The 15,242-nt window shown below is 61.9% G+C and carries 13 protein-coding genes; 4 read left to right on the top strand and 9 right to left on the bottom strand.

What is annotated here, in order from left to right:
* Positions 1-14: 14 nt before the first annotated feature.
* Both WH87_RS17240 and WH87_RS19895 read left to right on the top strand, forming a co-directional pair.
* A complete protein-coding gene (locus tag WH87_RS17240) occupies positions 15-515 on the top strand; it encodes a CAP domain-containing protein (RefSeq protein ID WP_052726384.1) in 501 nt (166 codons plus the stop codon).
* A gap of 150 nt (positions 516-665) precedes the next feature.
* A complete protein-coding gene (locus WH87_RS19895; protein WP_197410843.1) occupies positions 666-839 on the top strand; it encodes a hypothetical protein in 174 nt (57 codons plus the stop codon).
* Positions 840-958: 119 nt separating this feature from the next.
* Here the strand turns inward: WH87_RS19895 and WH87_RS17230 are convergent, their stop codons facing one another.
* From WH87_RS17230 to WH87_RS17190, 9 genes are all read right to left on the bottom strand, one after another.
* Positions 959-2,506, bottom strand: coding sequence for a tripartite tricarboxylate transporter permease (locus WH87_RS17230; RefSeq protein ID WP_046138922.1), 1,548 nt, complete (start codon positions 2,504-2,506; stop codon positions 959-961).
* 15 nt (positions 2,507-2,521) lie between these two features.
* On the bottom strand, positions 2,522-3,007 hold the full coding sequence (locus WH87_RS17225) for a tripartite tricarboxylate transporter TctB family protein (protein ID WP_046138923.1): 486 nt from the start codon (positions 3,005-3,007) through the stop codon (positions 2,522-2,524).
* Positions 3,004-3,948: a Bug family tripartite tricarboxylate transporter substrate binding protein gene (locus tag WH87_RS17220; protein ID WP_046138924.1), complete on the bottom strand. Its 945-nt coding sequence runs from the start codon at positions 3,946-3,948 to the stop codon at positions 3,004-3,006. Before WH87_RS17220 ends, WH87_RS17225 begins: the two co-directional genes overlap by 4 nt.
* Positions 3,949-4,036: 88 nt before the next feature.
* Positions 4,037-5,878 (bottom strand): putative bifunctional diguanylate cyclase/phosphodiesterase, encoded by a 1,842-nt coding sequence (locus WH87_RS17215; RefSeq protein WP_245622470.1) that lies wholly within the window; start codon positions 5,876-5,878, stop codon positions 4,037-4,039.
* A gap of 141 nt (positions 5,879-6,019) precedes the next feature.
* Positions 6,020-6,931 carry a TIM barrel protein gene (locus WH87_RS17210; protein WP_046138926.1) on the bottom strand — a complete coding sequence of 304 codons (912 nt, stop codon included), beginning with the start codon at positions 6,929-6,931 and terminating at the stop codon, positions 6,020-6,022.
* Between the two features lie 14 nt (positions 6,932-6,945).
* Positions 6,946-8,058, bottom strand: coding sequence for an ABC transporter ATP-binding protein (locus WH87_RS17205; protein ID WP_046138927.1), 1,113 nt, complete (start codon positions 8,056-8,058; stop codon positions 6,946-6,948).
* An 8-nt stretch (positions 8,059-8,066) separates the two neighbouring features.
* Positions 8,067-8,984 (bottom strand): ABC transporter permease subunit, encoded by a 918-nt coding sequence (locus tag WH87_RS17200; protein WP_046138928.1) that lies wholly within the window; start codon positions 8,982-8,984, stop codon positions 8,067-8,069.
* A 9-nt stretch (positions 8,985-8,993) separates the two neighbouring features.
* Positions 8,994-9,878 (bottom strand): ABC transporter permease subunit, encoded by an 885-nt coding sequence (locus tag WH87_RS17195; RefSeq protein ID WP_046138929.1) that lies wholly within the window; start codon positions 9,876-9,878, stop codon positions 8,994-8,996.
* Between the two features lie 74 nt (positions 9,879-9,952).
* Positions 9,953-11,293, bottom strand: a complete 1,341-nt coding sequence (locus tag WH87_RS17190; RefSeq protein WP_046138930.1) for an extracellular solute-binding protein — start codon at positions 11,291-11,293, stop codon at positions 9,953-9,955.
* Positions 11,294-11,674: 381 nt separating this feature from the next.
* On the opposite strand from WH87_RS17190, the gene WH87_RS19170 reads away from it, so the two are divergent.
* Both WH87_RS19170 and WH87_RS17180 read left to right on the top strand, forming a co-directional pair.
* Positions 11,675-14,398, top strand: coding sequence for a DUF4344 domain-containing metallopeptidase (locus tag WH87_RS19170; protein WP_052726386.1), 2,724 nt, complete (start codon positions 11,675-11,677; stop codon positions 14,396-14,398).
* A gap of 210 nt (positions 14,399-14,608) precedes the next feature.
* Positions 14,609-15,223 carry an outer membrane protein gene (locus WH87_RS17180; protein WP_046138931.1) on the top strand — a complete coding sequence of 205 codons (615 nt, stop codon included), beginning with the start codon at positions 14,609-14,611 and terminating at the stop codon, positions 15,221-15,223.
* Positions 15,224-15,242: the final 19 nt, after the last annotated feature.

Below are 15,242 nucleotides of genomic sequence, written 5' to 3'. Positions count from 1 at the left end.
CATCGGAATTCTGCATGAGCTCACTGACCCGTCGCGGCTTTCTCACCCTGGCCCCCGCGTTCGTTCTCGCCGCCTGCGCCAGCACGGTTCCCTTTGTTCCAGCCGGTGGCGCTACCCCCGAAACATTGACCGATGCGCAGTTTCTCGCTGCCATCAATGCGGTGCGCGCGGCCAATGGCGCCCCCGCATGGACCTATAACAAGCGCCTCGAAGACGCCTCACGCGCGCAGGCGCGGCTGATGGCGCAGAAAAACACCCTCAGCCACGATCTTGGCGTCAAGCTGCGCCAGCGCGTGACCACGGCGGGCTATATCGGCGCCGTCGGTGAAAATCTCGCGGGCGGCCAAAAGACGCTACAGGAAGCGATTCAGGGTTGGATGGATTCTCCTGGCCACCGCTCCACCCTGCTCAGCACCCGCTTTACCGAGTTCGGCCTTGCCGTCGCTCGTGCCCCCGGCGGCAAGCTCTATTGGGCGATGATCGCCGGCGGCAGCTTCCAGGCCTGGCTGCAATAAAAGCGCTCCGGACAGAGACGCAGCAATGCATCCCCAGCGGTGCATAGCTGGCTTGCCGTAGGCGACCTAGTAAAGGGGCAGTACAAGGTCCATTTGAACACTCATGAGAGTGACGCGGCAATTCGGCCGGGTCTTTGAGAGGAAATGGAAATGAGTACCCTGCGCAGCAAAGGTTTGTTTGCGACCCTGAGCACGTTCGTTGAAGTCTTTGGCAGCGCTGCTGCCGCCGCGAATGCTGTTGAGGCTGGACGGGCACCCAAAGCCAAGCATCTCGAGACCCTCGGTATCGACGCCGCTGCTTTCCGTTCGATCAGCCGCTATTAAAGGTCGAAAGACCCGAGGGCGCTTGCTCCCTGTGCGACCTCGATTGGCAGCCGACAGAACGTTGAAAAGCCCGGACACCAGCAATGGTGCCCGGGCTTTTTCTTTGCGGGAGAGCTCGGTCAGTCTTCGTCGCTGGCCAGCTGACCCAGAACCTGCCCCTTGCCGCGCAGGCGCATGAACAGCGGCAGTAGAACGGCGATGGCCGTCACTACATAGAGGGTGATGGCGATGGGCGAGTGGAACAGGATGGTGACGTCGCCCTGGCTGATCGCCAAAGCGCGGCGCAATTGCTGCTCGGCCATGGGCCCCAGGATCAGGCCGACAACGACGGGCGCAATCGGGTAGCCGAAGCGGCGGAGCAGATAGCCCAGCACGCCGAAGGCCAGCAGCAGCACCAGTTCAAACGAGAAGCTGATGGGGCCGATATGGCCGGACATGGCGCCGTTTGCCCCCAGTGTACCCAGCGTAGCGAACACCAGAATACCGCCATAGAGCCAGGGCTTTGGAATGGTCAACAGCTTCACCCAGAGACCGATCAGCGGCAGATTGAGCACGATCAGCATGAAGTTGGCGACGAGCAGGCTGGCAATCAGCGCCCAGACGAGGTTGGCGTTGTTGGCGAACAGCAAGGGGCCGGGCTGGAGGCCGAACTGCTGGAAGCCCGCCAGCATGATGGCGGCGGTGGCCGTTGTCGGCAGACCCAGCGTCAGCAGCGGCACGAGCGTACCGGCGGCAGAAGCATTGTTGGCCGCCTCGGGACCGGCAACGCCCTCGATGGCACCGTGGCCAAACTCTTCGGGATGCTTGGCGAAGGACTTTTCGGCGCTGTAGGAGAGGAAGCTCGACACATCAGCGCCGCCCGCCGGCATGGCGCCGATGGGGAAGCCGATGGCGGTGCCGCGTAGCCACGGAATCCAGCTGCGCTTCCAGTCTTCCTTGGTCATCCAGACCGAACCCTTGACCGCCATGACCTCTTCTTTGACCTGATTGCGGTCGGCAGCGATCTTGAGGGTTTCGCCAATGGCGAACAGGGCCACGGCAAGCGTCGTCACCTCGATACCGTCAAGCAGATCGAGCACGCCAAAGGCCAGGCGAGACTGGCCGGTTTGCTGGTCGATGCCGATAATGCCCAAGCCTAAGCCGATGAACAGGGCGGTGAGACCGCGCACGGCACTGTCGCCAAAGGCGGCAGAAACGGTGATGAAGGCCAGCACCATCAGGGCGAAATATTCGGCGGGGCCAAAGGCCAGCGCGAATTTGACGACCCATGGCGCAACGAAAGCCAGCGCCAAAGTCGCGATCAGGCCAGCGACGAACGAGCCGATGGCGGCGGTGGCGAGGGCGGGACCGCCCCTGCCCTTGCGGGCCATTTTGTTGCCTTCGAGCGCGGTGACGATCGAGGCGGATTCACCGGGTGTATTGAGCAGGATCGAGGTAGTCGAGCCGCCATACATGCCGCCGTAATAAATGCCAGCGAACATGATGAGCGAGCCAGCCGCGTCGAGCCGATAGGTGACGGGCAAGAGCAGAGCGACGGTGAGCGCAGGGCCGATGCCGGGCAGCACGCCAACGGCGGTGCCCAAGGTAACGCCGATCAGGGCATAGATCAGGTTTTGCCACTGCAACGCAGCGACCATGCCCTGCGCGAGAAGTCCGAAAGTGTCCATTTCAGCGCCTTCCGATCAGGGGATGAGCCGTTCGAGGAAGCCGGCCGGCAGCGAAAGTTGCAGGCCCTTGGCAAAGGCGAACCAGACGATGAAGGCGAAGACGACGCCTATCGGAATGGTCTGCCACAGCGGGCCACGCCCGAAGGCCTTGGCGGTGAAGGCAAAGAGAATGCCGGTGGCGATGGAAAAACCGGCGGTCGAGAGCAGCAGGATCTGGGCAACCAGCCCGCCAATGATCCACGCAATCGGCACGTAATTGTCGTTGTCACGCGCAGGAAAACCACCGCGCATGGCGGAAACCGCCGTGCCGACGGAGAGCAAAAGCATGCCGCCCGCGATGGCGTAGGGGAACACGGTTGGCCCGACGCGTGCCTGAATGGGTGGCAAGCGCATCTGGCTGGTTTGCCAGATGATGATGGCGGCGATACCGGCCAGAATGACCGCTATGACAAGCGCCGCCCCATCGGGGCGGCGCGACAGGTTTGGTGCGCCTGAGCTCATTGCACCAGGCCAATGTCTTTCAGGATGGCTTCGGTCGCGCCGATATCGGCATCGAGTTGAACGTCGAACGCATCGCCAGCGAGGTAGGTGTTGACCCAGCCCTTGGTTTCAAGCGCGGTCTTCCAGGCATCCGAATTGACCATCTTTTCGATATCGGCGGAGATGGCGGCTTTCTGCTCGGCAGTGATGCCGGGGGCAGCAGCAACCATGCGCCAGTTCTGCAGGGCCATATCGACGCCCGCTTCACGCAGGGTTGGCGCGTCAACGCCGGGGATGCGTTCGTCGCTGGAAACGGCGAGCAGGCGCAGTTCACCGGCTTCGATCTGGCTGGCAAATTCGCTGTAGCCGGAAATGCCTGCGGTCACCTGTGCACCGAGCACGGCGGCGAGGGCTTCACCACCGCCCGAATAGGCAATGTAGTTGATGGTGGTTGGGTCGACACCGACCGTCTTGGCGATGAGGCCTGCGGTGATGTGATCAGCGCCGCCCGCCGAACCACCGGCCCAGGAGACGGAGCCAGCATCAGCCTTGAGCTTGGCGACGAGATCAGCCAGCGTCTTGAGATCGGAATTCTTCGGCACGACGATGGCGACAGCTTCGCCGGTGAGGCGGGCAATCGGGGTGACCTCTTCGAGTGTCACAGGGGAGGCATTGGTGAGAATGGCGCCAACCATCACATAGCCACCCACGATCAGTGCATTGGGATTGCCAGCGGACTGATTGACGAACTGGGCGAGACCGATGGTGCCGCCAGCCCCGGGAACGTTGGTGACCTGCACATTGCCCGAAATGCCCGAGGACTGGAGAGCTTCCTGCATGGTGCGGGCGGTCTGGTCCCAGCCGCCGCCGGGGGCAGCAGGCGCCATGATGGTGTAATCGGCAGCAAAAGCGGGCACGGCCATAGCGCCAGAAATCAGCGCGGCCAAAAGCAGCTTGTTCATAAGTCCTCCCATGGAAATCCGGAACGTCGTTGCGTCCTTGGATTGGGAGCATAGGCACGCAGCCTGTCACCGTCCTGTCATGGGGACGTCAGGCGAACAGGCGCGTTTCAGCAGAGGGCTTGGGCTTTTGCGCAAAGACCGAGAGAAGCTCTGTCGTGTCTTTGGCCGAGCATGGGCGGGCAAAAAGATAACCCTGCCCCAACGAACAGCCAAGTGCGCGAAGGGCGTCGACCTGTTCGGCCGACTCGATGCCTTCGGCGATGATGCGCATGTCGAGCTTGCGCGCGATATCGATGATCGCGCCGACGATGACCTTGCTGGAGGTGTCATGCACGAGCCGCTCGATGAACGACTTGTCGACCTTGATGATATCGACAGGGAAAGTCAGCAAGTGTGTGAGCGAGGCAAAGCCAGTGCCGAAATCGTCGAGCGCCACGAGTAGCCCACGCTGGCGGAGGGCACTGACCGCACGCGGGACCTTATTGTCATTGCCGCCCATAAAAACGGCTTCATTGACCTCAAGCACGATATGCTTGAGCGGCACGCCAGCAGCCTCAAAGGTCGAGACGATGCGCTGCTCGAGATCGCCACGCAGGAAATCGCCGCTGGTGACGTTGATGCCGACGTGCTGGAAGTCGATGCCCAAATCGAGCCAATGCCGGATATCGGCGGCGACTTGGGTCAGCATTTCGCCGGTCAACTGATAGGCGATGCGCGCGTCGGCCATGGCGGCGTGGAACTCGCCAGCGGCGGCGATGCGCCCATCGGGCATGCGCATCCGCGCCAGAGCCTCAAGGCCAACGATCTCGCCGGTGTCGATCCGCACCAGCGGCTGATAGTGCGCGATGATGCGTTTTTCGGTGATGGCCTGATCGACGGCGCGGACCATGCTGGCGCGCTGGATCATCGAAGTGCGCAGGCCCGGGGCAAAGCGCACATAGCTGCCGCGCCGGGTTTCCTTGGCATGATAAAGGGCAAAGTCCGCGCTTTGGCTGAGCGTGGCCGCATCGGCACCGTCGGGACCGAACAGCGCCCCACCAGCAGTGACATGCGGGTCGAGCGTCTGCTCGCCCACCGCAATCAAGCCGCGCACGCAGGACAACATATGCGCTGCAGCGGACGACAGCGATCGCTCATCGGCGCAACCGGGCACGATGACGGCGAATTCGTCGCCGCCGAGGCGGCAGGCGACGAGGCCCGGCGCGCTATCGGCGATACGCTCGGCAATGGTGCGGATGAGGATGTCGCCATAGGTGTGGCCCAGCGTGTCATTGACCACCTTGAGGTGATCGATGTCGGCCAGCAGCAGGCCGAAAGGCTTGCCGCGCTTGATGTGACTGGCCAGGAGGTCGTTGAAGTGGCCACGATTGGGCAGATTGGTCAGCGCGTCGAAATAGGCCAGGCGGTGGTTCTTGAGGCGGACACGCTCGTGCTCGATGGCAATGGCGCAGAGATGCACGCAGGTCTGGACGATGCTGCGCTCGAGCTCGTCCGGCCCTCGGCATGAGCGATAGTAAAACGCAAAGGTGGCCACGACGTTGTCGGCGCTATCGCGAATGGGGCTGGACCAGCAGGCACGCAGTCCAAGCGGCAGGGCGAGATCACGGAAATCTTCCCAGAGCGGGTCGCTGGCAATGTCGGTGACCATCACCGCTTCATTGCGGAAGGCAGCCGTGCCGCAAGACCCTGCCTTTGGACCGATCGGCGCGCCATCCACGGCGGCACCGAAATTAACCGGCAGGCTCGGCGCTGCAAGGGGGTGAAGATACCCCTCTGCATCAACGGCAAGGATGGAACAGGTGACGTCGGGCACCGCTGCTTCGACACGAAGGCACAGCAGCTCAGCGATGGCCGTGAGGGATTCCCCGCACGCCACGGCTTCCAATATCTCAGTCTGGAGGCGTAGCAGCAACGCGCTATCAGTTATCATCGGCACCCTACCTTGACGGCGAAGCTAGCAGGCAGCGGTGAAACCGGAGTTCCGAAGATGGCTTGATTTGCGCGAGGGTGAGCAAGACTTCGTTAGCCAGTGCGCCGGGGTCGAACGCGGTGGATCGACCCCGGCGAATGCTTACTGTGCGGCTGCGGCAGCAGGCTGGTCGAGCCCGGCCAGCTGGCGGGCGCGGCGCAGGCTTTCGGGCTGCTCGCTGCGGTGGCGCTTGCCGATTTCCATCATCATGACCGTGTCGGGCAGGAAGGTGAGCTCGGCAAAGATCGAGTCCCAGTCAATGTCGCCCCAGCCGAGCGGCATGTGCAGATCGCCGATGCCCATGGCCGTGTTTTCCTGCAGGTGGAACGCCTTGTAGAAGGCCTGAGGCCGACCAAAGCTGTCATGGACATGCAGGTGCCCGGCGACGGGCGCCATCGCAGCGATCTGCTCGCGGAAATTGAGGCCCTTATAGGTGCTTTCGATATAGGCGTGGCTGAAGTCGATCAGTGCCACCACGTTGGGGTGGTTCACCGCCTTGACGGTTTCGGCGACCTCGGCCGGGGTCTGGCGGTATTGGCCAAGCTCAGTGGTGAAGATGTTTTCCAGCGCGATCCGCACGCCATAGGGGCGGGCAAATTCGGCCAGTTCGGTCAGCGCTTCGCGTTCGCGATTGTCGGCCCCGGCCCGCTCATGCAGCTGATCGGCACGCAGCGCGCCGCCATGCTGAACGAGAATGCGGGCATCTACGCGATCACAGAGTTCGACCAGCGCCTTGGCTGCCTGCATCTGGAACGGCGCCGTGTCGGGATCCATGAAGTTGGACGAGACCAGGCCGTGCACGGTGTAGCGGAAGTCGAACTGGCTGGTGATGGCCAGCAGGCGCTGCAGGCGCTCTGGCAGGATGCGGCCACCCGAGATCAGATCGATGCTGGTGAGGCCCAGCTCGACCGTATCGACGCCGATATCGGCGAGGTGACGCAGGTCTTCTTCAAGGCTGAAAAGCTCGCCGTCGTCTGAACCGGAATTGAAGCCGGTGGCGATAATATTGCCCATTGGTGATCTCCCGATCAGGCGTTGATGAGTGCAGCGGTGGCAGCAAGGCCAGTAGCGATATCGAGGCGGCGGCCATCGTCATTGCTGAAGACGTGCAGGTCGGCGGTGTCGAAGGCGAAGTGGACCGGCATGCCAGTGCCCAGCGCGTCGTTGGCGCTATCGACCGCGACGATGCGGCTGCCGTCGACATCGGCATAGATCAGGCGAGATGCGCCCAATTCTTCGATGTAGTCGACCACGGCATTGATGGCGCCCTTGGTGCCGGCGGGAACGCGGCGGACGTTTTCGGGGCGAACGCCGACTGAGACTTCCTTGCTCAGCAGATTGGGCGCGATGGTTGGCAGGTGGATCATGCCGCCCTTGCCGTGGCGGAAATAGCCATCATCGGCAAAGAAGCCGCGCACCAGATTCATGGCGGGCGAACCGATAAAGTCAGCCACGAACAGGCTTGCCGGGCGGTTGTAGACTTCGCTGGGCTTGCCGACCTGTTCGACGACGCCTGCATTCATGATGATGAGGCGATCAGCCAGAGTCATGGCTTCGGTCTGATCGTGGGTCACGAAGACCGAGGTGACGCCAAGGCCACGATGCAGGCTGCGCACTTCGGCGCGCATGGCGACGCGCAGCTTGGCATCGAGGTTGGAGAAGGGTTCGTCGAACAGGAACACCTTGGGCTCACGCACCATGGCGCGGGCCATGGCGACGCGCTGACGCTGACCGCCGGAGAGTTCGCCGGGCTTGCGATCCAGATAGGGTTCGAGGCTGACCGATTTGGCAACCTTGAGCACCTTGGCGTCGCGTTCGGCGCGCGGCATGCCGGCAACCTTGAGCGCATAACCGATGTTCTGGGCGACGCTCATATGGGGGTAGAGCGCATAGTTCTGGAACACCATGGCGCAGCCGCGTTCGCGGGGCTCGAGGTTGTTCACCACGGTATCGCCAATGGCGATGGTGCCCGAGGTGATTTCTTCGAGGCCAGCGATCATGCGCAGCAGGGTCGACTTGCCGCAGCCCGATGGCCCGAGAATGACGACGAACTCGCCGGATTCGATCTCGACGTCCACGCCGTGCACGACATCGGTTTTCTGGTAGCGCTTTTTGACGCTGGAGAGAGTGATGGCGGTCATAATGGGTCTCACTTGTCGCGGGAGATGAGGCCACGCACGAACCAGCGCTGCATCAGGGCAACGACAAGCAGGGGCGGCAGCATGATAATGAGGGCACCCGCCATGGTGACGTTCCAGTCGGGCGTACCGTTCTGGGCGGGGATGAGGGCTTTGAGCTGCATGACGACGGTGCCGAAATTGGCGCGGTCGGTGGTGATGAGCAGCGGCCAGAGATACTGGTTCCAGCTGGAGACGAACATGATGGTGGCCAGCGCCAGCATGTTGGTGCGGCTGAGTGGCAGCAGCACTTCAAAGAAGAAGCGCAGCGGGCCCGAGCCGTCCATCTTGGAGGCTTCGACCAGCTCGTCCGGAATGGTCATGAAGAACTGACGATACAGGAACGTGCCGGTTGCCGTCGCCACCAGAGGCAGGATGAGGCCGGTATAGGAGTTCAGCAGGTTCCACTCGAGACCAACGCGCACGCCAGACACGGTTTCCACCAGCCAGGTGATGCCCAGCGTGTCGAGAATAACCTGGAACGGCTGCAGCGCATTGGCGGCAATCGAATAGGTCGGCACGATACGCACTTCGAGCGGCAGCATCAGGGTGATGAAAATCAGCCAGAAGCAGAGCATGCGGGCGCGGTAGTTGAAGAACACGATGGAGAAGGCCGACAAAGCCGCCAGCGTGATCTTGCCCACGGTGACACCGACCGCGACGATCAGGGAATTGATCATCTTGGGGCCGAGATCGGCACGGGTCCACGCGACTTCCAGGTTTTCCAGCAGGTGGTTCGATGGCCAGAGCTTGAGCGGCACCTGGCTGACTTCCTGCAGGGACAGGCTGCCCGCCACGATGACGATCCAGAACGGCGTCAGAACGAGCAGCAGACCAAGGATCATCGTCGCGTAGGTGACGATGTTGAAGATGGGGGAGCGTTCAATCATGGCGCGTCCTCAGTTGTAATGGACGCGCTTTTCGACCCAGCGGAACTGGACGAAAGTGAGCGCGATGACGAGAAGCATGAGCACGATGGACTGCGCGGCGGCGCCCGAGTAATCGAGGCCTTTGAAGCCATCGACATAGAGCTTGTAGACCATCACTTCGGTGGAATTGATCGGGCCACCCTCGGTCATCACGTCGATCAGGCCGAAGCTGTCGGTGAAGCTCGATATCAGGTTCATGATCAAAAGGAAGAACACGGTCGGCGCGATCAGCGGCAGTTGCAGGTCGATCATGCGCTGGAACGGACGCGCACCATCCATGGCACCAGCCTCGGTGAGCGAGCGCGGCAGCATCTGCAGGGCAGCCAGGAAGAAGATGAAATTGTAACCGATGCCAAGCCAGGCGTGGCAGACGATGACCATGGCGAGGGCGTGGCCGCCATTGGTGGCGGGATTCCAGATGCCGGGCCACATCTCGTTGATCGAGCCGATAATGCCGGCCTCTGGCGCGAAGATGAAGCGGAAGGCCACGCCAGCAGCGGGTGCGGCAATGGCGTAGGGCCAGACAAACACCGACTGGAACAGCTTGGTGCCCTTGAGGGCGCGGTCGGCGAACATGGCCAGGGTCAGAGCGATGACCATGGAGATGCCGGTGGCTGCAATAGCGTAAAACGCGCTGCGACCGACAGTGGCCCAATAGCGGCCATCACCGAAAATGGACAGGAAGTTGGACAAGCCAACCCAGCTATTGCCGCCGCCCCAAGGTTGTTCAAGCGTGAACGCCCAATAGAGAGCCTGCGACGTTGGCCAGTAAAAGAACACCAGCACAAGGATGAGCTGGGGGGCGATCAGCAGCCAGGGCAGCGTGCCGTTGCGATAATATGCGCGTCGTTCCATGAGCCGTCTGCCTCAGTGGAGAAAAAAGGTGGCGCGGACGGCAGAACCGTCCGCGCCGTCATGATCGGAAAGGCTTATGGGAGCGTCTTGCCAGCGTAGGTGGCTTCGAACTTGCGGAGCACTTCGTTGCTGCGGGTGGCTGCGTCATCAAGCGCCTGCTGGACAGGAACGTTGTTGAAGAGCACGGCGCTCATTGCGTCCTGGATTTCCTTGCGGACGGCACCGAAATTGCCGAGGCGCACGCCGCGGGTGTATTCGGATGGCGGGGTGAAGGTCAGGCTCTTGAGAGCGAGTTCACGGCCCTTGTATGGCGCTTCGCTGTAGAAGCCCTTGGCAACCATGGCGTCGTAGCCCGAGTTGGTCACTGGGATGTAGCCGGTAACGGTCGACCACCATTCAGCCTGTTCTGGCTTGGCGATGAAGGCGTAGAACGCAGCAGCGCCCTTGTATTCTTCAGCCGACTTGCCCTTGAGGGTCCAGAGAGCGGCGCCACCAACCAGCGAGTTCTGGCGTTCGGTGCCTTCCCAGACTGGGAGCATGGCAACGTCCCAATGCATGCCTTCGACGGCCTGCTTGCCGATGAAGCCGTGGTCGGCAACCGAGCTCGAGCTCATCTGGCAGCGTGCATTGACGAAAGCGTCGTTGGCGGTGTCGCCGGTGGCCTTCGACTTCACGACGAACAGACCCTCGTCGTACATCTTCTTGAACCAGCCGAGCTGATCGACGAACTTGCCCTGGTTGAAGAGCACTTCGGCGTCGAGACCGCCATAGCCGTTACCGTTGGAGGCGATTGGCTGGTTGTGGATGGCAGAGAACTGCTCCCACCACTGCCACTGGCCGGTCGGGTCGAATGCGACTGGGCAATCATAGCCAGCAGCCTTCAGATCGCGGGCGATCTTTTCGACCTGTTCCCAGGTCTCTGGGGCGCCTTCAAAACCAACGGCCTTCAGCGCATCGGTGTTGTAGTAGAACATTGCGGTCGAGTTGTTGAACGGCATGGCCAGCAGTTCGCCGGTCGAGGTGGCGAAATAGGATGCGACGCCCGAGAAGTAGTCTTCCCAATTGATGTCGTAGCCGTTTTCTTCCATCAGCTGACGCACGGGCAGGTAGGCGCCCGAGAGCATCAGATCAACAGTGCCGCCGTCGCTGATCTGCGCGATGGTTGGCTGCTTGTTGGCGCGGAAAGCCGCGATGGTGTTCTGCAGGTTTGCTTCGTAGTTGTCCTGGCTGACGCAGACGATTTCGTAATCGGCCTGGGACGCGTTGAAGTCCTTGCACATGTCCTGGATACGGTCGGAAAGGTCGCCCGAAAGGCCATACCAGAATTCGAACTTGGTCTGAGCCAGAGTGGGGGCAGTTGCCAGCGCGAGCGCTGCGACGGTGGTTGCTGCGCCGAGCAGCCGGTTGAATGTCATTTTGGGCCTGTCTCCGAAAGGATTGCCTTGAGGCGGCGGCCGGACATCTAGGCGGTCTAATTGACAGCTAGGATTCCATGCGGTGACGGTTCACCGACAATTGGACGACGATCTTGTGACAATGCGGCGGGCGAGTTGCGCCGCATCGCCGACGGTGCGGCACATTAACTTTGTGATCGCGCTACACCCACTTTGGTGTCCCAAAAAAATTGCGCGATGGCGCCCAAGGACCTATTCATCTGGTACGTCTTAGGAAAAGTGCGAGTGCCAGAAGTGCCTGGTGCGGGGTTGTCCGTACCGCTGGGGAGCGGCTGTTTGCCAGGGGTTGAGGCCCCCTGCTCTTCACATTTCTGGCGGCAAGTTGGATGTCTAGGAAACAGAATGAACGCCGCTAAATTCGTATTCTCTCTTGCCATCTTGGCACTCGCCCCGATGACCCACGCCGTGGCTCAGGAAGAATTAGGGCCCCTGTCTGGCACCGTTCCCCAGCAATTGCTGAAGGGTTGGAAGGGTGGTTCGCAAGACGGCTGGTACGTGCTGCGCAATGATGCCGAGGCCGAATCCGAGCAGACGCTGGTGATCAATGCCGGCCCACCGCCAGAAAGCGGGCGCACCACCTCGGTCAATGTGTCGCTGAACTCCAAGATCCCGGACGCGGCCATCGGGATTTTGGCGCGCCACGTCACCAAGAACGACCTCTGCCTGATGGAAATCACGGCCAGTGCCACCGCAAACCTGTTTTGCCTGATCGACGGCAAGCGGCAGAACATCGCGAGCGTCGCCAATGCCGCCAAGATGGACGGCAGCGACATCATCGAGATGCTCGAAATCCCCGGCATGGCGCGATTCTTTCTCAATGGCACAGCCATTGGCGATGTCGACGCGGCCTCTGCTCTGGGCGGCGAGCTGGGCATCATGGCCTATGAACGCGGTACTTTCGGTATCGCCGATGTGTCGATCGTCGAGGAAAAGGCCCAGGCGAGTGGCTCAGGCCTGCCCCCCAAGGGTGGATCAACATCGAGCGATAGCGGCGGCTTGCCACCCAAGGGTGGTGCGGGCGCTGCAACATCAGGCCAGGGCACGGCCAGCGATAGCGTGCCCGCTGGCAGCACGGATGCGGCCACCCGCATGGCCGGAATTATGGGGCCACTGGCCGATACCATCATTTCGGCTCCCGACAGGGACGGCTGGCAGCTTGCCTTTGAGGGCAATTGGGCGGTGCTGGTCAACGACGAAAAGGCGTCGAGCGAGAACTATTTCACCGTGCATGCCGGCCCGGTCGGCAATGGCGAGCGGGTGACACGACTTGAGGTCGGCATCCTGCCGCCCCAGGGCAAGAAGGCCAGCGACTTCTCGAAATCGGCAGCGGGCATCGTCATCGAAAGCGAAGACGGCGCCACTTCATGCCTGGGGGAAATCACCGCAGCACGCGAGGGCCTGGTGCTGTGCTTTGCGGCAGACGGCAAAGCAACCGAAATTGGCCTGGTACCCAATGCCGCCAAGGGCGACGGCAGCGACGTGCTGGAGTTTGTCGAGCGCACCGGGCGCGGCGAGTTTTTCCTCAACGGGAAGTCCATCGGCGTCGTTGAGGGCCACCCATCGCTGGGCGCCGATATCGGCATCCTGGCCTATGAACGCGGCGAGTTTTACTTCGGCGGCTTCAGCATTTCATCGGGTGGCGCAAGCGGCGCGTCTTCGGCGGCAGCGCCGGCATCGGGCGCGTCGACCAGCTCGGACGAAGGCCCTCTGCCGATGTTCGGGGGCGAGGAAAGCCGCATTATTGGCGTCTATCTGGGCATCACCAATGGCATTTTCATGCACGAATTTGGTCATGCGCTGATCGGCGAATTGCAGGTGCCCTCCACGGGCCCTGAAGAAGATGCCGTGGATATTTTCTCGGCGCTGAAGGTGGTTGACCCGACGATGTACCCATCGGGTGACCCCAAGATCGACGCCATCGGGAGGCAGGTCGCGATCTATTCCGCCCTGCCCTGGTACTATGGCGGCCTAATCAACGAGGCGCGTGGCAGCTCGACGCCCTGGCAGGACGAACATACGGGCGACCTCAAGCGCTTCCGCAACGTGTTCTGCGTGATCTATGGCGGCAATCCCGAGCTCTATTCGAGCATCGCGGCCGAAGTGGATATGGATGAGCGCACCCTGGGACGCTGCGAGGAAGAGTTTACCCGGCAGAGCCGCGCGTGGCGCACGATTCTCGCCCCCTACACCCGCGTCGACGCTTGGCATCCTGAGGGGCTGCTGCCGGCCAATGCACCGGGGGCCGGCATCGAAGTGGTTTTTGAGCCGTCCCAATCGCGCATTGGGCGGTTTATCACTGAGGCGTTCTCCGAAGGCATTACTGGATTTGCCGATGATCTGGCCAAGACCTACGCCCTGCCACGTGGGCTGAAGGTCATCTACAAGGATTGCGGCGAGCTCAACGCCTGGTACAGCCCGCGCGAGGGCACGATCACCATGTGCTACGACCTGATCGAAGATCTGGCGATCATGATCTCGGACGTGGAAATGGGGACCAAGGGCGGCATCGAGACCAGCGCGGCGGCCTCGACCTCGTCCAATGCAAGCTCGAGCACCACCGCCAATGCCGACGCCAGCGACGCGCGTGCCTCGATTGCAGCGATCGGCGCCCGTGCCAATCTGGCCGATGAAGAGGTCGACTTCGGTATTCCGGGCACCAATGTGCTGTTCCCGTCGCCCTATGCCGGGCCCACCCCGCGCACCCATCCGCGCGCCAAAGTGCTGACCACGGCCGACTTGGCAAAAATGTTCGGTGATTCCACGCCCATGCTGCTGATCGACACCAGCGGCAAGATGGACACGATTCCAGGTGCCTATACCGTGGTGGACGCCGGCAAGGATGGCAGCGTAACCGATAGCTTCCAGAAGATTGTCGACAGCTGGCTCACCGAGGAAACCACCAACGACAAGTCGTTGCCCGTGGTGTTTTTCGGCAAGAGCCTGCAGGACCGTTCCGCCTACAACGCCGCCCTGCGTGCCGGCCTGCTTGGCTGGAACGCCCAGTGGTATCGCGGCGGCGCCGAAGCCTGGCAGGCCAATGGCCTGCCCCTCGTGCCACAGGACTAAATGCTTTGAGCGATTGGCGCCCACTGCGCCAATCGCCCCATTGCGGCGCAGGTTGAGCTCTGCCCCACCATCCCGTTCCAAAAAATCCATCATGTAATATTGCCGTAAGTCCCGACGGCAAAATGGCACGCGTGTTGGCGGGCAGTTTGTCCCGCGATCATCCACGCGTACCGCGCAGGCTCAGGTCTGGCGCCATATGGAGTTCAGCAAATGAACGGAAAAAATGTACTGCGCCTGGCGGCGCTTGCGGTAATTGCCGCGGTAGGATCGGCCACAGCAGCCCACGCGCAGAACTATGGAACCTATGGGTCCGCCTTTGACTGGAGCGGCTTTTACGCCGGCGTCTATGGCGGCCTGGCCCCAAGCGAAATTGGCAGCCCGTTTTCGGACGTAACCCTGCAGGGTGGCGCAGTGGCCGGTTACAATCTGCAGATCGGCCCCGGCGTGATCGGCGCGGAACTGGAAGGCGGCTATCTTCATGGCCGGAGCTATCAGACCAGCGCAGGCGGCGAGCTGACCCAGGACTGGTCCGCAGCAGCCAAGCTCAAAGCCGGTCTCGCGCTGGACCGCACCATGCTTTATGCGACCGCCGGCTATGGCGTTGCTCGCCTCGACCCGCAGGGCAATGTCAGCTCCAAGGCTGCTTGGCAGGGTGGCTGGATTTTTGGTGGCGGCGTGGAGCAGAGCATCACCAGCAACCTGTCGGCCAAGCTGGAATACACCCAGATGCGTCTCGACAACGTGCCGACCACCATTGCTGGCACCAACTACTCTGATGACCTGGTCAATCATTCGATCAAGGCCGGCCTCAACTTCCGCTTCTAGGCGCCATTCACGCTCTGAA

The organism is Devosia epidermidihirudinis (assembly GCF_000971295.1).
GTDB classification, from domain to species: Bacteria; Pseudomonadota; Alphaproteobacteria; order Rhizobiales; family Devosiaceae; genus Devosia; species Devosia epidermidihirudinis.
This window is presented reverse-complemented; position numbering and strand designations above follow the sequence as displayed.